This window comes from Maribacter sp. Asnod1-A12 (assembly GCF_045063735.1).
Taxonomy (GTDB): domain Bacteria; phylum Bacteroidota; class Bacteroidia; order Flavobacteriales; family Flavobacteriaceae; genus Maribacter.
The window spans coordinates 2,860,553-2,880,005 of the sequence record NZ_JBEFNZ010000006.1 but is presented as its reverse complement, the minus strand read 5'-3'; the positions used below and the strand labels follow the sequence as shown (position 1 = coordinate 2,880,005).

Here is a 19,453-nt window from a genome sequence, read left to right as displayed (position 1 = left end):
ATATGAAAAGTATTTTATTAGGTACACTTATATTCTGTTTTATAAGTGTAAAAATTACATTTGCTCAACAAGAAACAAAAAATCCCATAGGTGTAGATAATGTAGCCTATAAATGGGGGAAAATGGCGCTAGATGCTACAGCCTCTGACACAGAAAAATTTAAACCAAGACCTACTATTACATCTCGTTATTTAGGTTTGATTTTTATTTCCATTTTTGATGCCTGGTCTAGGTACGACCAAAATGCAATACCTGTTTATTTAAAGGCTACTGATAGAAGACCACCAGGCGAACTAACACTATCTAATAAAGAAATTGCTATTAGCTATGCCGCTTTTGGTGCTATGAAAGAATACTATTATTCTGATACAGAAATGTTTAGATCCTTTATGGTGGAATTAGGTCTAGATCCTGATAATACATCACTGGATGCTACCACTCCCGAGGGTATAGGAAACTTAGCTGCGAAGGCAACTATTGAAGCTAGAAAAAATGACGGAAGCAATCAATATGGTGAAGTAGAAGGTTCTAAAGGAATGCCATATTTTGATTATAGCAATTATTCCCCGGTAAATTCGGCAGATGAAAATACCGACATTAACCGTTGGCAACCTAAATACTTCTCTGATGGAAATGGTGGACAATATGCACCCGGATGCCTTACGCCCTACTGGCAAAAAGTAAAACCGATTACAATGACATCTGCCGACCAGTTTAGACCAGGACCACCACCAATGTATGGTTCCGAACAACTAAAACAAGAAGTAAAGGAAGTTGTTGAATTACAAGCTAATCTTTCTGATGAGGATAAAGCATTAGTAGAGTTTATGCGTGATGGACCACAATCTGTTCAACAAGCCGGACATTGGCTAAAGTTTGCACAGGACGTTTCTCGTCGTGATAATCACAATCTTGATCAAGATGTAAAAATGTATTTCTTAACTGAAATTACCGCTATGGATGCCTTTATAGCTTCCTGGGATTCTAAAATGTTTTACGACTATGCTCGCCCTTATGCTTTGGTTCACGAATATTATAAAGATCAAACTATAAAAGCTTGGGGCGGACCCGGAGTTGGAGTTATAGAAATGAAAGGACAAGAATGGAGACCATACTCTCCAGATATATTTCTTTGCCCACCTTTCCCTAGTTACACTTCTGGGCATAGTACCATAAGTGGTGGTTGCGCAGAAGTACTACGTCTATTTACCGGAGATGAGTACTTTGGTGAATCTGTAGAATTAACACCTGGAACTTTAACTGAAATTGATTCTGCTTTTTTCGGAAAACCAGTAACCATAACTTTTCCCACATTTACAGAAGCAGCAAACATGGCTGGTATGTCTAGAGTTATGGGCGGTTACCACATTCAAGCTGATAATATTGCAGGCTTAGAATTAGGCCGAGATGTGGCTCAACAAGCATGGAAATTTTATAATGAGCATTTGGGTAACAAATAAGTGTTTCCAAAAAACGCCTTAAAATAAATAAACCCAAAGCTTTCGCTTTGGGTTTATTCTTGTTTACAGATTAGGTTAGTATCTATATTTTAAAAGTGATAACTGGTATTCTAGCATGGTTTACTACATCTTCGCCAATACTGCCGTTGAATAAGTGAGAAATACCCTTACGACCGTGAGTAGGCATTGCTATGGCATCCGCTAAAATGGTATTACCATAATTGAGAATACCTTGTTCTACGCTATAATCGTTGTAAATTTCTACTTGTTGTGCCGAGTTGGCCTTGGTTAAAAACTTATTTATTTTTTGATAGGCATCTCTATCGCTCAAGAACTCATCGTTTGGCGTATTAATGAAAACAACCTCCATACTAGCTCCTAACATTTCTGCAAATTCTTTTGCTTTTTGAAAGGCAGGTAAATTATCATCATTAAAATCGCATGCAAATACAAAACGATCTAAACTTAAATTTGTAATCTCTCCTTTAATTACTAAAACCGGTACGGTAGCGTTACGAACTACTTTTTCAGCATTAGAACCAATAAACATCTCTTCCAGTCCGCTAGCGCCATTAGATCCCATTACTATTAAGTCTGCATCATGTTCTTTTGCAATGCTATCCAACTCACTAAATACTTTATAATGTTTAATTACCGGAGTTACAGATAAGCCTTCTAAATATGGCTTTTCTAAAAATTCTTTTAAATTCTTTTCTGCCAATTTCACTAGAAAAACGGTCTGCTCTATATATATACCATCTGGTGATGATAAAATAGCCTGATTTAGTTCTAGCATATGAACTACCAATAGTTCAACGTTATGCTTTTTAGCCAAATCTGCAGCTGCCTTAAGCGCTTGCTCTGACTGTTCTGAAAAATCTGTAAGTACAATTATTTTTTTCATGATAATTTTATTTAGCAATTATTACGATTGGGAATTTCTATATTTTAAATTAAACGGTCATAGAAAACAACTTGGTATCTGGTTTTTTCTTTTGCAATGGCAAATCGAAAGCCATACAAACATTTCTAACAAATGGTCTTCCCTCTTCAGTTATCTGAAGATTACCTTCGGTAATGGCTACTAAACCATCTTGTGCCATTTCCTTTAATCTGACAAGAATACCATTCATTTGCGGCAGATGTAATTTATATTCGCTCCAAGAGGTTTCAAACTGACACATTAAATTTAAGATATGCCTTCTTATAATTTGGTCTTCATCCGATAAAATATGACCTCTATATAATGGAATAATATCGTTTTCCACTAAATTTTGGTATTCTTCAACATTCTTTACATTTTGTGCAAAACCGTACCAACTATCGCTTATACTCGATGCCCCTAAACCTACCATTAAATGGGTATTAGAACTGGTATAACCCATAAAATTTCTATGTAAATCACCATTTTCCATAGCCTTGTAAAGTCCGTCAGTAGGTAAGGCAAAGTGATCCATTCCTATTTCATGATAACCAAATTTCAACAACAGCTCTTTACCTACTTCATATTGTCTTCTTTTCTCATCTCCTGCCGGCAAATCCGCATCGTTATATCCACGTTGACCATTACCTGCTAACCAAGGCACATGCGCATAACTGTAAAAAGCAATACGGTCTGGTTTTAATTCTTTAGTCTTTTCTATTGTATTAATTACATGTTCTAATTTCTGGTGCGGAAGACCAAATATGATATCGTGACTTATGGAAGTATATCCTATTTCACGAGCCCACTCGGTTACATTTTTTACATTTTCAAAAGGTTGAATTCTATTGATTGCCTTTTGTACCGTTTCATTATAATCTTGCACACCAAAGCTTACTCTTCTAAAGCCAACATTATACAATGCTAACAAATGTTCTTTAGTGGTATTGTTTGGGTGACCTTCAAAACTAAACTCGGCATCATTTGCCTTATCGGCTATTCGTAGAATACCATCAATTAAATACTTCAAGTTGTCTGGAGTAAAAAATGTTGGTGTACCACCGCCTAAGTGTAGCTCTTTTATAATCGGTTTTTCATCGAACAACTCTCTATATAATCGCCATTCTTTTAATACAGCTTTTATATAGGGCATTTCTAAATCATGTCGTTTTGTAATTCGCTTATGACATCCGCAGAACGTACACATACTTTCACAAAATGGTAAATGTATATAAAGACTAATACCAGATACAGAGTTACTAACGTGAAAACTCTTTTTTACCGATGCTTCCCATTTTTTTCCTGAAAAGGTATTAATATCCCAAAAAGGAACTGTAGGGTAACTAGTATATCTAGGTCCTGGTACATTATACTTTTGAACAAGCGAACACATAAACTTCTAATTTAGTCACAAACTTACATGTCTAAGTCAGTATAGAATATGATTTATATCAGTTCATAGCACAATGAAAAAAAATAACTTTCCCAGAAATTACAATACTAATAGTTGTTTTATGTAACCTATGTTACCTAAAAAATTATTCAGATCCAATAATTTTGATTTAAAATTTATACCTATGTTACCAGAAGGTTCCAAATTATACAGTATTATATTTCTAAAATGTCCTAGATGTCATAAAGGCGAATTTTTTGAGGCAAATCCTTATAAATTAAGTAACTTCAATAAAGTAAAGGAGCGTTGCCCAAAATGCGATTTAAAATATAGCATTGAACCTAGTTTTTACACGGGTTCTATGTACGTGTCCTATGGAGTTGGTATTGCTGTAGCTGTTGCAGCATATGTTTTAACCTTGATTTTTGGTTTAGAGCTTTCTATAGGCGCATTATTTGTAGTGATAGTTACCGCTTTGGTATTGGCAATGCCTTGGATCGCTGCAGTTTCTAAATCTATTTGGGCGAATATATTTTTTAAATTTGATAAAGAAATAGCAAAGAACATTAATTAACCAAGAATGATTCAAGACCTAAAGGAAGAATACGGAGATATCTTTGAAGAAGAGCTGATCAATGAAATTGTACAGGTAGGTACTTTTAAAGAAGTTCCGGAAGGTTATAAATTCATGGAAATAGGTGACTACATTAGAGGTATGCCTTTATTGATATCTGGAGTCATTAAAATTTTAAGAGAAGATGAAGATGGCGATGAACTATTGCTTTACTATCTAGAAAAAGGCGATACCTGTTCTATGACCATGGCTTGTTGTATGGGCGACAAAAAAAGTGAAATAAGAGCTATAGCCGAAACAGATGCCAAATTGATTATGGTACCTATTCAGAAAATGGAAGAATGGACAGGCAAATATAAATCTTGGAGAAACTTCGTATTCAATAGTTATCATGTTAGATTAAATGAACTTTTAAGCACTTTAGATAATATCGCTTTCCAAAAGATGGATGAACGCCTAATTGGCTATCTAAAAGAAAAAGCCAGAGTAACAAAAGACAATATAATTCATAGTACCCATCAAGATATCGCCTACGATCTACACAGTTCTAGAGTCGTAATTTCCAGGCTTTTAAAGAAGCTTGAAGAAATGGGCAAAATTAAACTTCACCGTAACTATTTAGAAATATTAGATTTATAATGCCACTGTAACCAATGTTACTGCGAAGGTTTCCGCACCGTTCTACTTTTGTGATATCAAATACATCACATGGAAATTTTGCAAATTCTTGGTTATATCAGTGCCTTAATTATAGGTATTTCATTAGGCTTAATTGGTGGTGGCGGTTCCATTTTGGCGGTTCCCGTTTTAGCTTATCTATTTTCAATTAATGAAAAAGCTGCAACCGCTTACTCTCTGTTTATTGTTGGTGCAAGTGCATTGGTTGGTGGTTGGCAACAACATTTAAAAGGTTATGTAGATTGGCGTACAGCTATCGTATTTGGTATTCCCGCTATTATTGGTGTTACTCTGGTAAGATACTATGTAGTCCCTGCAATGCCCGATGTTTTATTTCAAACTGAACACTTTCAATTTACACGTAGAATGGCGATGTTCGGACTCTTCGCCATTTTAATGATTCCTGCTGCTTACTCTATGCTTAAAACTGAAAAGAATACGACCAAAGTTGGAAATGTCTCTTATAACTATCCATTAATCTTATTAGAGGGACTCATAGTAGGTAGCATAACCGGATTAATTGGCGCTGGTGGCGGATTCTTAATTATTCCCGCATTGGTGATATTGGCGAATGTTGAAATGAAAGTTGCCGTAGGTACTTCTTTAATTATAATTGCCATTAAATCTTTAATGGGTTTCTTTTTAGGCGATGCAATGAACATGCTTATCAATTGGAAGTTTCTTGCCATTTTCACATCGCTATCTTTTGTTGGTATTTTTATTGGCAGTTACCTCAGTAACTTCATAGATGGTAAAAAATTGAAGAAAGGTTTCGGCTATTTTATTCTTGTTATGGCGGTCTTTATTTTCTACATGGAATTCTTTAAATAAAATTTCGCTTATGTGACTAATGTCACTGTACACGTTTTAAAGAAAGGGTAATTTTATGTTGTAAATCAAAATATAAAACAACATGAAAGTAGAACAAATTTATACAGGATGTTTGGCACACGCTGCCTATTATATAGAAAGTAATGGTGAAGCTGCAGTATTTGATCCGTTAAGAGAAGTACAGCCATACCTTGACCGTGCAAAAAAAGACAATGCGAAAATCAAATACGTTTTTGAAACCCATTTTCATGCAGATTTTGTGAGTGGACATTTAGATTTACAAAAAAAGGTAGGTGCAGAAATTGTATTTGGTCCTGGTGCAAAACCTAATTATAAAGCTACTACGGCAAAGGACAATCAAATCTTTGAAGTGGGTGATTACAAGGTAAAAGTGATTCATACGCCTGGTCATACAATGGAAAGTACCACTTACTTATTAATAGATGAAAGAGGAAAAGAGCATGGTATTATCACTGGCGACACCTTGTTTATCGGTGATGTTGGTAGACCAGATTTAGCACAACACGTAGTAGCCGATCTAACCGAAGAAAAGCTCGCTGGTTACCTATACGATTCTCTACGCAATAGAATTATGCCACTGAGCGATGATTTAATTGTGTACCCTAATCACGGTGCAGGTTCTGCTTGTGGTAAAATGATGAGTAAAGAAACTACCGATACGTTAGGGCATCAAAAGAAAGTAAACTATGCCTTAAGACCAGATATGACCAAAGATGAGTTTATCAAAGAACTTTTAACAGGACTCACAACTCCTCCTGGGTATTTTCCTAAAAATGTTTTAATGAACATTCAAGGGTACGAGAGTTTAGATAAAATTATGGACCGTGCCACTACCCCATACAGTCCCGAAGCTTTTGAGGCTGTTGCAAATGAAACTGGCGCCTTGGTTTTGGATACCAGAAATGCAGAAGATTTTGCTAAAGGTTTTATTCCTAATAGTATCAATATTGGACTCGAAGGTAGTTTTGCGCAATGGGTAGGTGAAATGATACCAGATATTAAACAAGAAATTTTATTGGTCACTTACAAAGACAAACAAGAAGAAGCCATTACCCGTTTAGCAAGAGTTGGCTATGATCATACCGTTGGCTTTTTAGATGGTGGTTTTGATACATGGAAAAACTCAGGAAAAGGTTTTGAGGTAAGCAAAAGAATTAATGCCGATGAATTAGAAGCTGAATATAAAACAGATAAACCTTTAATCATTGATGTTAGAAAAAAGAGCGAATTTGATTCTGAACATGTGGTTGGGGCAATCAACGTGCCATTAAATGAAATTAACCAGCATCTATCTCAGTTTCCAAAAGACAAGCCCTTTGTTTTACATTGTGCCGGTGGGTATAGGAGTATGATCGCAGCTTCAATTTTAAAACAAAGAGGATGGCAAGATTTTACTGATGTTAGAGGTGGTTTTGAAGCTATTTCAAAAACAACACTATCTAAAACCGCATATGTTTGCCCATCAACACTTTTGTAAAATTCAAGACTAAAACAGCGCTGTTTTTTCAGCGCTGTTTTACTTCTAAATACCTATGTAACCTAAGTTACTGTGTAGTCCTTTTTACCAATGTAGTTTTGTATCAATAATAAATATGAACTTATGAAAGTAGAACAAATATATACTGGTTGTCTTGCGCAAGGTGCTTATTACATTGAAAGCAATGGCGAAGTCGCCATTATTGATCCTCTACGAGAAGTACAGCCTTACATTAAAAAAGCTGCTGCAGACAATGCTAAAATCAAATATATATTTGAAACTCATTTTCATGCAGATTTTGTAAGTGGTCATGTAACCTTGGCCAAAGAAACTGGTGCAGAAATTATATATGGTCCAAAAGCGAATCCGTCTTTTGAAGCTATTATCGCAAGAGATAATCAAGAATTTAAATTAGGAGATATTAGTATTACCGCTTTGCATACACCTGGTCATACAATGGAAAGTACTACGTATTTATTAAAAGATGCATCAGGTAAGGACTATGCTATTTTTAGCGGAGATACCTTGTTTTTAGGTGACGTTGGCAGACCAGATCTTGCTCAGAAAATGGGCGAACTAACTGAGCGTGACCTTGCCGGATTCTTATTTGACAGTCTACGTGAAAAAATTATGCCTTTAGCAGATGACGTAATTGTTTACCCTGCCCATGGTGCCGGTTCTGCATGTGGTAAGAATATGATGAAAGAAACAGTAGATACCTTGGGCAACCAAAAGAAAATGAATTATGCCCTACGTGCAGATATGACGAAAGAAGAATTTATTGATGAAGTCATAGACGGCTTACTGCCACCACCTCAATATTTTCCTTTAAATGTAAAATTGAACAAAGAAGGGTATGAAGATATAAAAGAAGTCTTGGTACGTGGTACAAGAGCTCTTTCTCCAAAAGCCTTTGAAGCTGCGGCAAATGAAACCGGAGCCATAGTTTTAGATGTTCGTCATCAAGATGATTTTGCCAAGGGCCATATTCCACGTTCCATATTTATAGGCTTGGATGGTAGTTTTGCCCCATGGGTAGGTGCATTGATTGCAGATGTAAAACAACCTATTGTACTGGTAACTCCTGTTGGTATGGAAGAAGAAGCGGTTACTAGATTATCAAGAGTTGGTTTTGACGGTACCCTAGGGTATTTAGAAGGCGGCTTCGATGCTTGGAAAAAAGCTGCAATGGAATATGACACTGTAAGTCAGATAGATGCAGGTGAACTTAAGAAAGCTATTGAAACCGATCACGTACCGGTATTCGATGTTCGTAAAGAATCTGAATTCCTTTCTGAACATATTATCGATGCTAAAAATACACCGCTAGATTTTTTAAATGATCATTTAGCCGAGTTCCCAAGCAAAACTTCATTTTATGTGCATTGTGCAGGTGGTTACAGAAGTATGATTGCATCATCTATTTTAAAAAGTAGAGGAATTCATAATCTTATAGATGTAAAAGGAGGATTTAAAGAAATTAAGGAAGCTGGTATACCAGTAACGGAATTTGTTTGTCCTACTACATTATAATTTTTAATGGTTGGTTAAAGAAAGGAACGGTCATATACCAAGACCGTTTCTTTCTATTGTTGAATATTAATTTTAAATAAAATACTATGTCATTTTTAAGTACACTCTTTGGTAAAAAGGAAGAAACCGCAGGTAATATTACTATACTGAACAAGAACGAATATGCTACGCAAATTATAGCTAATAATATCAAACCTATTGACGTAAGAACACCGTCTGAATATAATGGCGGTCATATTAAAAACGCTATAAACGTTGATTTTTTCAACGGTGGTAATTTTAACGCTTACTTTGAAAAAGTAAATAAAGAAAAACCAGTATACGTATATTGTAGATCAGGTGCAAGAAGCCAAAAAGCAGCTCGTAAACTATTAAAAATGGGCTTTACACAAGTATATGATCTTAAAGGAGGTTATACTTCATGGAATTAAAATCAAAAGCTATCTTTAATAGGTAGCTTTTGGCAGTTTTATCTACTGAGGATCATAAAATTCAAAGGCAATCAACATAGTTTAAATGTCATACTTATGAAAAATATCTTTTTAATGTTAGCGATTATTTTTGCAAATGGCTGTAAAGATTCCCCAAAGGTTAAGCAAGAAGTTCTAGAAAATACCGACAATACCTCTTTGACTGAAATAGATACTAAAATAAACGATAGCCTACTTTTAGAAAAATGTAAAATGTATGCCCAAACTACCCAGAAAGTTTTAGGTAAGAATCTTATGCTCAACATTCAAAAAAATGGCCCATTAGGTGCTGTAGCGTTTTGTAATGAAAAGGCATATCCTCTAACAGATAGTATGGCAACTGTTCATCATGCTAAAATTAAAAGGGTAAGCGATAAACCTAGAAATCAAAATAATAAAGCCAATAAAAAAGAGCTTGAGTATATTGAGTTTTTTAAATCAAAAATTAATAACAACGAGTCTTACGAACCTATACTAACAAATGAGAATGGAACAACTAATTTCTATTCCCCTATTGTTACTAATACCATGTGCCTAAATTGCCATGGTGTACCAGAAACAAATATCGACCCAAAGGTTACACAACTTTTGAACGATAAATACCCATATGACGAAGCTGTAGGCTATAAAGAAAATGAGGTTAGAGGCATTTGGAGTATAAGTTTTAAAGACTAACAAAATAAATAAGATATGACATCAGTAATTCCTATTCAAAATTTAAAATGTGGTGGCTGTGCCAAAACAATTATTTCTAAATTAGAAGAGATCCCTACAATAACCAATGTATCCGTATCAGTAGAATCATCATCGGTTTCTTTTGATGCTTTAAAACAGGAAGATATTGCTACTGCAAAAACTAAATTAAAGGCTATTGGCTATCCAAGTCTAGACCAAGATAATTCGGTACTATCAAAAGCGAAGTCCTTTGTAAGCTGCGCAACAGGTAAACTATCTGACTGATTTTGAAAATATAAAGAAGAAGTAATTACGTATTACTTCTTCTTTATTTTAAACCCATGAGTCATCTGCCCTAAAAAGTCTTGCGGTAAATTCTCATCTCCTGGGTAACCTAATTTAACATCTCCGCTATCTTCCGGTATGTAATCGGTTCTAAATATATAATCCCACAGGCTTAAGCTAATTCCAAAATTTACACCGTAAGTACCCTCTGGCAAATCATATGCGTGATGGTACAAGTGCATAACCGGGTTATTTAAAATATACTTCAAAGGCCCCCATGTAATTTTAATATTAGAATGGTTAAAATGACCAATTGCTATAGCGGCAAAATGGACGATATAGGCTTGTTCTGGCTCAAAACCGCCAAGAATCATTACACCAAAAGTCTTCAGCGGTTTGTATAGAATATTCTCCATCCAATGGTAACGCAAATGAGCTGCAAAGCCCATTTCTTTTACACTATGGTGTACTTGATGAAATTTCCATAGAAAGGCGTACCTGTGTAATAATGTATGTGTAAACCATTGCACAAAATCTAATACGATAAAGAACAATAACAACTGCCCCCACATTGGCCAACCAGAAATATCTATTAATGCCAAACTATTTGCTTTTACACCTATATCACTAAAAAACACTTGTAATAATTTATAAATTCCACTTATGGCTATAGCAAATAGAAAGAAGTTGAAGAACATATAAAAACCGTCTAACCAAAAGTCTTTTCTAAACACCCCTTGCTGTTTTCTCCAAGGAAAAACAATTTCTAACAGCCAAACTATAAGCGATATAGATATTAAACCCCAAAAGTAATTAAGATACCAGGGCACTTGAAAAATGATTGATTTCCATGTCCAACTTAAAGTTCCTGTTATCGCATTTAAAAACGCATCTATATATGCTTCCATTCCTCTAAAGCTTTTTGCAAAAATAATGTAATAATTATGGCATTGCTGTAACTAAAGTTACTTTAAAAACCACGGTCAGCCATTAGTTTTGAGCTGACCAATGTCATATGTCAATTTCTTAGTTTATAGTACTTTGGTAAAGTATAAGATGTATCAAGTACATAACTATTGAGTATGTCTACTATACAGTGTCAACATTACAAATAACATTTAAAAACTAGTATCATGAAAAAGAATATGGGAACCACAGACAAATTCATAAGATTTATTATTGCAGCGATACTTTTGATTGCATTTTTCACAGAATCCATAACAGGCGTTTTGGGTTATGTGGCATTAGCAATAGCAGCTATTTTCATTTTAACTTCTTTTGTTAGTTTTTGCCCTCTGTATACACTGTTTGGCGGTAGCACTTGTAAAGTGAAAAAATAGGATTATTACGTAATGAAATTTTTAGCGTCCAACTTTTAGGGCGCTAAAAATTATAATTAAGAATGACATCTAGGTGAAACATATCTACCTTATTAAAATAGAGATTGGCATTGTCCGGTATATCACCATTACCTATTTTAGAAGTCAACAACAGTTCTGGTCTTAAACGCTTTAACTTTTTAATATCGAAGAAAATATCAAGATTAATATGCGTATAATTTGGCATAGCATACTTATTTAAAGTTGCATCGGTTGGATCTGGTTTCCAATGCTTACCGATACTTAAGATCGACATAAGATTTAGATCTTTAAAAAGGGTAAAATCTTTTTTATAATTGAATACTAATGCATGATTGTCTGCTGAACCTTCGCTACGTTCCCTCTTTTGAAAACTGAATAAATCTTCTCTACCCCATTCTCTTGGCGATATAAATTGACCGTGCGGTAATATTCTATTATATGCCAAAGAAACCAGTCCTACTTTATTTTTATACCCAATTTTCAACCCTAAGACATCTGCAGTTCTCTGATTATAATAGCGAAGTGAGTCTACACTGCTACCACCATCACCCACCTTATTTTGATGTAACCACTCCCCTTCTAACGTCAACGATTTAGATATTTTATAAGCAGATTTTATATAGAACGAATTGAATATATTGTCTACATATTGGTTCCATATTTTTACATTAAAATCGTCAGTTACTTCAAAATCGACATTTGCCAATGAAATATAATCAGATACCGTGTTGTCTGTATATTGAGATGCGCTACCAAGTTTATTTCTACCAACTGGGTATGTACCTATACTTTCACCAATACCATAAAACTCTCCTGTGGAGCGTGGTGCTATTTCATTTAATATTCCAAACTGAAACGATGTCTTTTGTTTATTGTATTTATACCAAAACCCTTGTACCAAAGTGGGTATCATTCTACCATCTTCAGGATTAATTAAGGGCGTATTTATTTTCATCCGCCCAAGCGTAAATGAATGATAAGCTAGGTGATATTTTGCATACAGTTCTCCTAATAAAAAAACAGCATCATTTTCTAAATCTATCCTATCAAAAAGTCCTTCCTCGTATCTACTAATTCTTCCGGTTGTTGCATCTGGTATGGTTAAATCTTGTAATCCTAAATTGGTAGCATTATATAATGCAGCACCTATTTCTAAGTTTTCTAGTAGATTATACTGGTACTTTAATTTACCTCCTGTCGCTAAAGCATTAAAGTCTTTTAATTCCCCTTTATTTGACGTCATCATGTAATACGTTCGCCATTGCCCAGATAGGGTTCCTTTTTTCTTTACCGCAACAGTATCTTGTGCCATAGAAAAAATAGGCAAACAAATAATGAACAGATATATTAATCGCATGGGGTTACTTTGTTTTGGTAATTCCGTATTCCTTTTTGTAAAAGTCCATTATCGGTAAAAAAGGTCCGTATTTGTGCTGCTCTGGAGAAAAATCGTCTACCCACGGACCATAAGGCGTAGAAACCGGTTTTAACTTCTTATCAGGATAATCGTTTTCTGTATTTAATTTGTGCGGTCTAGAAAAACTATTGATATATCCTGCTACATGATACGCTTCTTCATCAGTTAGTTTGGGGTTATCCCAAGTGGCTTGTAAATATGGCATGTTACTTTTAATAAATTCCGCGGATGTAATCACCCTATTCATACCTGCACCATCGTTAAAACTATCTGGACCCCAAAGTGGCGGATAGGTGTAGCTTTTACCATCGACCGCATTTAGAACTCCCGCTCCATTTTCACCATGACAGATGATACACTCTTTTTGATACACCTGACTTCCCTTTTCTAGATCTACCGCTACAGCAGGTATCTTTATTTTTGGATATCCTTTAAACTCTGCCTTTCTATTGTCGGGTACATCTTCGCTCAACCAATTCATATAGACCACAATCGCTTTCATTTGGTCAGAATCTACAGGAAGCATTTTGCCGTTCATACTACGCTCCATACACCCATTTATTCTATCTTCAATAGTACCTACTTTATTACCTCGGCCACCAAACTGTGGAAATCGTTCAATAATACCAACCCAAGAACCAGAGCCCGCCTGTGCCCCTTTTTGTAAATGACAGTTGGCACAAGCCAAATTATTTCCACTATATCTATCTTCTGCACGCGCTGCATTCGGTCCCATATACTTTGAGGATTCAGCAATAAGGTAATACCCCTGTTTCACTGTCGCAGACATAGTAGGCAATTCTGCCATGGCATCTTTAGGTTGCCAATCATCGTTAGCTACTATTTCTTCAGCTTCAATAATTACATCATTTTCAGTGCTTGGTTCATAGGTTAACAACCATATAAAGACAAGACCGACTAAAACGAAGATTATAATAAATAGCTTAAAAAGTAATTTCGCAAATACACGTAAATCTTTCATAGATCTGTAATCTTAAGCTAATTTAAATAACGAAACTATAATTTACACATGATTATTACTGTAACCCTAGTTACAGTAACGTTAAATACTTTAACTTACTTTTATTCCAATCAAAAATAGAGGACATTAGTAGTAATCAACATTTTATTTTAACCAAATTATATTCTTTTTAAAATTGACGAACACATGAAAAAAGCACTTCTAATTGCAATAGTACTTATGGCAACACAAATGACAACCGCACAAGATTGGACCACACCCATTATTGATGGTTATGGGAAGATAAAAGAATTTAAGGATGTTGCCGTTCAGGCAGACCCTAACAAAGAATATAATCTTGTATTTGATCTTAAAGATGAACGTGAGTTAGATGGCATTAATGTTGGTTATTTTAAAATTGCTAGAATGATAAATATGCTAGGTGCAGGTGGTGTTCCTGCCGATAAAGTAAATATAATCGCTGCTGTACATGGTGGAGCTACTTTCACTGCCCTAAACGAGACTAAATACAAGGCTAAATACGAAAAGGAAAATCCAAATGAAGCGGTAATAAAATTATTAAAGGATTACGGGGTGGAATTTTATGTGTGCGCACAAGCTACGGCTGCTAGAAATATTACCGCTGCAGATTTAAACCCGAATACAGAACTAGGGCTTTCTGCAATGATGGTACTTGCCAATTACCAAATAGCTGGATATATTTTGATACCGTGAAAATCATATGAACAATATTACTTCAAGTCTAATCCAAACTCTTGGTTGCAAGATATTTTTCATGTTAAAATATGTTAAAAATAGACCTATGTAACTTAGGTTGCGGGAAATTTTACGACAATAGATTAAATTTATTAAATAATTATGTACTCATAATTACAGTCTATTATCAATTCTATATTTTAAAGACAAAAAATCATGCCAAATTCAAATTTATCAAACATCGGTCTAGATAAAAAAGATTCTAACGATATCGCAAATCATTTAAATGATTTATTATCTAATTATCAAATGTTCTACATGAACCTAAGAGGTTTTCATTGGAATATTAAAGGGAAGAAGTTTTTTGAACTTCACCTTAAATTCGAAGAGTTGTATAATGACGCTTTAATCAAAGTAGATGAAATTGCAGAGCGTGTGTTAACGCTAAGCAATACCCCTATTCATACGTTCACAAAGTATATTGATAATTCTGAAATTAAAGCCAGTGAAAATGTGGTGGATGGCGATAAGGCGGTAGACAATATTTTAGATAGCTTAAGTATCTTATTGAAAAAAGAAAGAGCTACCCTTAAAATTGCTGCCGATGCAGAAGATGAAGGTACCGTTTCTTTAATGAGCGATTATATTACGCAACAAGAAAAATTAGTTTGGATGCTTTCTGCATATAAAGACTAAGTCCAACGCTGATATCTATGAATCCCTAGAATTTGTTCATTCAATTTCTAGGGATTTTTCTTTGCCCCCAATTTTGTGAGTGGAGAATTCTGCCCATAAATACATAGCATCAAATAAGAATTTAAATGCATTATTCTATATGCTCTTATATTTTGATTTAAATTCTTATTTATTTTGGTTTTTCTTCAAATATGTAACATTGGTTACCTTTAAAAATCAGGTGTTGGTTACTTTTGTCATCATACTACATATTATAAAATATATAGACTATGGAAGACATGATTTTTTATGATAGATTGCAATTTGCTTTTACTATCACATTCCATTATATATTTCCACAATTAACAATGGGTCTATCTTTATTGATAGTCTATTTTAAATGGAAATACCTTAGAAATAAGATTGAAAAATATAATGATTCGGCTAAATTTTTCATGAAAATTTTTGCTATCAATTTTACCATGGGTGTCGTAACCGGCATACCTATGGAATTTCAATTTGGTACCAACTGGGCAAAATTCTCTGAACTTACAGGTGGCATAATTGGTCAGACCTTAGCTATGGAAGGCATGTTTTCTTTCTTTCTAGAATCTTCCTTTTTAGCACTATTTATTTTTGGTGAAAAATTAATGGGGCAAAAACTCCATCTCTTAACAGGCTTTCTGGTATTCTTAGGGTCTTGGGCAAGTGGTTGGTTTATTTTAGCGACCAATGCTTGGATGCAACACCCCGTTGGTTACGAAATATTAGAAAACGGTAAATTCGTTTTAGAAAACTTCTCTGCACTGTTTAGCAACCCGTGGCTCTTACCTGCGTTCTTACATAATCAACTAGCTTCTGTTGTTACTTCTTCGTTTGTTGTAGCGAGTATAGGTGCCTTTTATATTCTAAGAAATAAGCAAATTGAACATGGTAAGCTGTTTTTAAAAACTGGAGTCATTTTTGGTTTAATTTCTAGTATTTTGGTTGCTTTCCCTACGGGAGACTGGAATTCTAAAAATGTTGCTAAACATCAACCTGCGGCTTTTGCGGCAATGGAAGGTATTTTTGAAACTGAAGAGGCTGGTGCCGAAATAGTGCTTATAGGACAACCTAATATGGTTGAAAAAAAATTGGACAACAAAATTGCCGTACCAAACATATTAAGCTTTTTAACCTATCAAGATTGGGATAAACAGATTGATGGAATGGATAAATTTGAAAAAGAGGAATTACCAGACAACGTACCTGCCCTATATTATTCGTATCATATTATGGTTGGTTTGGGTACCGTGTTTATGGGCATCATGGCATTAGCTGCTTTTCTACTGTGGCGTAAAAAATTATACAATATAAAACCACTACTTTGGACAATTATGTTTCTAGTTCCGTTCCCTTATATCGCAAACCTAACAGGTTGGTACACTGCTGAATTAGGAAGACAGCCATATTTGGTTTATGGCTTATTAAGAACTAGCGATGGTATTTCACCAACCGTTTCTTCTGGTAATACCTTGTTTACATTACTAGGTTTTGTTGCTTTATATATGCTACTTGGACTACTATTTTTAGTCTTAGTCGGTAAAACTATTAACGAAGGTCCTAAATCTAAATTACATTAATTATGGAAATATTCTGGTACATTTCAATAGCCGTTGTTTTAGCTGTATTTTTTATTTTAGATGGTTATGATTTCGGAACAGGAATCATTCATTTATTCTTCGCTAAAACCGAAAAAGACAAAGAAGTAATTGCAAAATCTGCTGGCTTATTCTGGGATTCTAATGAGGTTTGGTTAGTCGCTGCCGGTGGTATGCTTTTTATGGCTTTCCCCACATTTTACGCTTCTGTTTTTAGCGGATTCTATTTGCCGTTAATACTCGTTTTATGGCTCATAATCTTTAGAGCTATCGGACTTGAATTAAGGAGTCAGTTTAAATTTCAAATGTGGAAAGATATCTGGGATACATCTTTTGGAGTTTCTAGTTTACTATTAGCCTTATTCTTTGGTATTGCTTTAGGCAATATTGTAAGAGGTGTTAACCTAGGTGGTGTCGATAATGGAATATCTGTTCACGAAGGACATTATTTCTTTTTACCGTTATGGGATGGTAGCTTTAGCCCTTTGACCGACCACCCTGGAGTTATAGATTGGTTTACAATTATTATAGGATTAATAGCTGTGGTAACCCTAGCTATACATGGTGCAAACTGGATTATCTTAAAAACTAATTCCTCTATAAATACGAAGCTTAAAGGGGTCATTTTTAAGCTAAATATTGTTTTAGCTACTCTTACCGTTTTTTCATTAGTTGTATGGCAAGTAGTGAATCCGAATTCATTAGATAAGTTTGGTGACAAACCATATTTACTCATATTTCCATTAATTTACTTAAGTGGATTGGTAGGATTGTTTTTTATCAAAAAAATAAAAAAAGACAGTCACGCATTTATACTATCGTCTTTATTGATTGTTGGTGGCATTACATCGTCGTTGGCTTCTTTGTTCCCTGTAATATTACCTTCAGTGAACGATACTCATGAACCGTTAACTATTTATAATACTGCAGCATCAGAATACGGGTTGTCTGTGGGCATTTATTGGGGTATTTTAGGGTTCCTCCTTATATTAATTTACATGATCATTCAAAAAAGACTGATGAAGGGTAAAGTCGACAATATGGATTATGGGCATTAGTATAAAGAGACCATCATGACAGGTACGTTAATATCATTGATCAGTATTCTTATAGGTATTATTGCCGCTAACGTTTTTGGTAATTTTAAAAAGAAGTATTCTTTTGGCTTTACCGGCAATACTGTAATTGGTGTTTTTGGAAGTATCTTATTTATAAAAACCTTTGGTCGTTTAGGCTTTAACCCGTGGTCTATAATGAACAATGGAGATTTTGATGGTTTTCGCCTAACCATAAATTTAGCAGTATCTGCTATTGGCGGTGTTTTAGGTCTTATAATTGCAAAAAAGGTCTATCAGAAATTCAATAAATCTTAAACGTCACAACCTATTTATTGTAGAACCAACTTTTCAGTTTAGGTCAGATTTATTCTTTCTCTTCTTTTTTCTTGTTGAATTTATAAATAAGCCAAATAAAACCTACAACAAAGTGAAGTAAGATGATACCTGCAATAACATAAATCAGTGTATTTGAACTTCCTCTCATAGCTACCATATTTTAAGCACATTCTTAAAATTAAGTCTCTTTCCAGCAAAGAAATATGACATTAGTCAATATAATTAAGACTGTCTTTTGATATTTTTATTTGATAACATTTTCCGTACGTAGCTATTAATAATACGGCTGTTCGTTCATGTCATAAAATCATATACCTCAATTCCACTTTTATATAATTAGCATCTGTAACAATAGTTACATTAGAAGTACTTAAAATTCCATTACTTTGTTCTTTCAACAAAATACTATGAATTTACTATATGATCCATGGCCATGGTATGTGGCCGGACCTTTAATTGCCCTCACGATGTTTGTTTTGCTTTTTATCGGCAAAAAATTCGGAATGTCATCTAACCTTAGAACCATGTGTTCTATTGGCGGTGCAGGTAAATACTCTGATTTCTTTAAGTTCGATTGGAAGTCACAAAGGTGGAATTTGATTGTTGTAATCGGTGCTATAATCGGCGGCTTTATCGCTTCTCAATTTATGTCTAATAACAAGGTTATTATAAACCCTGATGTTGCGCAACAACTTTCAACTGATTACGGAATTGAAAGTGCCGACGAAGCATATTTACCAACTGAACTTTTTGCAACAGAAAACCTCAGCGACCCTTTTGTATTGGCTGTTTTAATTATTGGAGGATTCTTAGTTGGCTTTGGTGCTCGTTATGCTGGGGGTTGTACCAGTGGGCATGCCATATCTGGATTAAGTAATTTACAGTTGCCTTCCCTAATTGCCGTTATCGGTTTCTTTATTGGTGGTCTAGTCATGATTCACTTGTTATTCCCTCTAATATTCAGTTAAT

Annotated in this window: 21 protein-coding genes; 16 read left to right on the top strand and 5 right to left on the bottom strand. The window is 34.6% G+C overall.

All coding sequences use genetic code 11. The features are described from left to right. Positions 1-2: 2 nt before the first annotated feature. Positions 3-1,460, top strand: coding sequence for a vanadium-dependent haloperoxidase (locus tag ACJJVP_RS12175; RefSeq protein WP_405414010.1), 1,458 nt, complete (start codon positions 3-5; stop codon positions 1,458-1,460). Positions 1,461-1,542: 82 nt separating this feature from the next. Here ACJJVP_RS12175 and ACJJVP_RS12170 read toward each other — a convergent pair whose 3' ends face one another. Then, positions 1,543-2,364 carry a universal stress protein gene (locus tag ACJJVP_RS12170; RefSeq protein WP_405414008.1) on the bottom strand — a complete coding sequence of 274 codons (822 nt, stop codon included), beginning with the start codon at positions 2,362-2,364 and terminating at the stop codon, positions 1,543-1,545. 49 nt (positions 2,365-2,413) lie between these two features. Next, positions 2,414-3,775 (bottom strand): oxygen-independent coproporphyrinogen III oxidase, encoded by a 1,362-nt coding sequence (gene hemN / locus ACJJVP_RS12165; RefSeq protein WP_405414006.1) that lies wholly within the window; start codon positions 3,773-3,775, stop codon positions 2,414-2,416. A 184-nt stretch (positions 3,776-3,959) separates the two neighbouring features. On the opposite strand from hemN, the gene ACJJVP_RS12160 reads away from it, so the two are divergent. The 8 genes from ACJJVP_RS12160 to ACJJVP_RS12125 all read left to right on the top strand — a co-directional run bounded on the left by ACJJVP_RS12160 (position 3,960) and on the right by ACJJVP_RS12125 (position 10,319). Beyond that, positions 3,960-4,349 carry a DUF983 domain-containing protein gene (locus ACJJVP_RS12160; protein ID WP_405414005.1) on the top strand — a complete coding sequence of 130 codons (390 nt, stop codon included), beginning with the start codon at positions 3,960-3,962 and terminating at the stop codon, positions 4,347-4,349. 6 nt (positions 4,350-4,355) lie between these two features. Beyond that, the gene (locus ACJJVP_RS12155) at positions 4,356-4,988 is read left to right on the top strand and encodes a Crp/Fnr family transcriptional regulator (RefSeq protein WP_073245282.1); all 633 of its coding nucleotides are present in this window, start codon (positions 4,356-4,358) and stop codon (positions 4,986-4,988) included. A 69-nt stretch (positions 4,989-5,057) separates the two neighbouring features. Beyond that, entirely contained in the window at positions 5,058-5,858 is an 801-nt protein-coding gene (locus tag ACJJVP_RS12150; protein ID WP_405414004.1) for a sulfite exporter TauE/SafE family protein, read from the top strand. An 82-nt stretch (positions 5,859-5,940) separates the two neighbouring features. Then, positions 5,941-7,356, top strand: coding sequence for a rhodanese-like domain-containing protein (locus tag ACJJVP_RS12145; RefSeq protein WP_405414003.1), 1,416 nt, complete (start codon positions 5,941-5,943; stop codon positions 7,354-7,356). A 123-nt stretch (positions 7,357-7,479) separates the two neighbouring features. Next, entirely contained in the window at positions 7,480-8,889 is a 1,410-nt protein-coding gene (locus ACJJVP_RS12140; RefSeq protein ID WP_405414001.1) for a rhodanese-like domain-containing protein, read from the top strand. A gap of 86 nt (positions 8,890-8,975) precedes the next feature. Beyond that, the gene (locus tag ACJJVP_RS12135; protein ID WP_405414000.1) at positions 8,976-9,320 is read left to right on the top strand and encodes a rhodanese-like domain-containing protein; all 345 of its coding nucleotides are present in this window, start codon (positions 8,976-8,978) and stop codon (positions 9,318-9,320) included. A gap of 96 nt (positions 9,321-9,416) precedes the next feature. Next, positions 9,417-10,034 (top strand): DUF3365 domain-containing protein, encoded by a 618-nt coding sequence (locus tag ACJJVP_RS12130; protein WP_405413999.1) that lies wholly within the window; start codon positions 9,417-9,419, stop codon positions 10,032-10,034. Positions 10,035-10,049: 15 nt separating this feature from the next. After that, entirely contained in the window at positions 10,050-10,319 is a 270-nt protein-coding gene (locus ACJJVP_RS12125; protein ID WP_405413997.1) for a cation transporter, read from the top strand. Between the two features lie 32 nt (positions 10,320-10,351). Here ACJJVP_RS12125 and ACJJVP_RS12120 read toward each other — a convergent pair whose 3' ends face one another. Next, the gene (locus ACJJVP_RS12120) at positions 10,352-11,227 is read right to left on the bottom strand and encodes a sterol desaturase family protein (RefSeq protein ID WP_405413996.1); all 876 of its coding nucleotides are present in this window, start codon (positions 11,225-11,227) and stop codon (positions 10,352-10,354) included. A 225-nt stretch (positions 11,228-11,452) separates the two neighbouring features. Here ACJJVP_RS12120 and ACJJVP_RS12115 point away from each other — a divergent pair, with 225 nt between their 5' ends. Beyond that, the gene (locus tag ACJJVP_RS12115; RefSeq protein ID WP_405413994.1) at positions 11,453-11,659 is read left to right on the top strand and encodes a DUF2892 domain-containing protein; all 207 of its coding nucleotides are present in this window, start codon (positions 11,453-11,455) and stop codon (positions 11,657-11,659) included. Between the two features lie 43 nt (positions 11,660-11,702). On the opposite strand, the gene ACJJVP_RS12110 is transcribed toward ACJJVP_RS12115, so the two are convergent. Together ACJJVP_RS12110 and ACJJVP_RS12105 are read right to left on the bottom strand one after the other, a co-directional pair. Further along, positions 11,703-13,037 (bottom strand): OprD family outer membrane porin, encoded by a 1,335-nt coding sequence (locus ACJJVP_RS12110; protein WP_405413993.1) that lies wholly within the window; start codon positions 13,035-13,037, stop codon positions 11,703-11,705. A 4-nt stretch (positions 13,038-13,041) separates the two neighbouring features. Then, positions 13,042-14,079: a c-type cytochrome gene (locus ACJJVP_RS12105; RefSeq protein WP_405413991.1), complete on the bottom strand. Its 1,038-nt coding sequence runs from the start codon at positions 14,077-14,079 to the stop codon at positions 13,042-13,044. Positions 14,080-14,265: 186 nt separating this feature from the next. On the opposite strand from ACJJVP_RS12105, the gene ACJJVP_RS12100 reads away from it, so the two are divergent. From ACJJVP_RS12100 to ACJJVP_RS12075, 6 genes are all read left to right on the top strand, one after another. Next, on the top strand, positions 14,266-14,793 hold the full coding sequence (locus ACJJVP_RS12100) for a DsrE family protein (RefSeq protein WP_051941832.1): 528 nt from the start codon (positions 14,266-14,268) through the stop codon (positions 14,791-14,793). A gap of 198 nt (positions 14,794-14,991) precedes the next feature. Next, a complete protein-coding gene (locus ACJJVP_RS12095) occupies positions 14,992-15,471 on the top strand; it encodes a Dps family protein (RefSeq protein WP_036155416.1) in 480 nt (159 codons plus the stop codon). 269 nt (positions 15,472-15,740) lie between these two features. Continuing rightward, positions 15,741-17,072 (top strand): cytochrome ubiquinol oxidase subunit I, encoded by a 1,332-nt coding sequence (locus ACJJVP_RS12090; protein ID WP_405413989.1) that lies wholly within the window; start codon positions 15,741-15,743, stop codon positions 17,070-17,072. Between the two features lie 2 nt (positions 17,073-17,074). Continuing rightward, the gene (cydB, locus tag ACJJVP_RS12085) at positions 17,075-18,148 is read left to right on the top strand and encodes a cytochrome d ubiquinol oxidase subunit II (protein ID WP_405413988.1); all 1,074 of its coding nucleotides are present in this window, start codon (positions 17,075-17,077) and stop codon (positions 18,146-18,148) included. Positions 18,149-18,163: 15 nt separating this feature from the next. After that, positions 18,164-18,463, top strand: coding sequence for a hypothetical protein (locus tag ACJJVP_RS12080; RefSeq protein WP_405413986.1), 300 nt, complete (start codon positions 18,164-18,166; stop codon positions 18,461-18,463). A 428-nt stretch (positions 18,464-18,891) separates the two neighbouring features. Continuing rightward, positions 18,892-19,452 carry a YeeE/YedE family protein gene (locus ACJJVP_RS12075; protein ID WP_405413985.1) on the top strand — a complete coding sequence of 187 codons (561 nt, stop codon included), beginning with the start codon at positions 18,892-18,894 and terminating at the stop codon, positions 19,450-19,452. The last annotated feature ends 1 nt before the right edge of the window (position 19,453 follow it).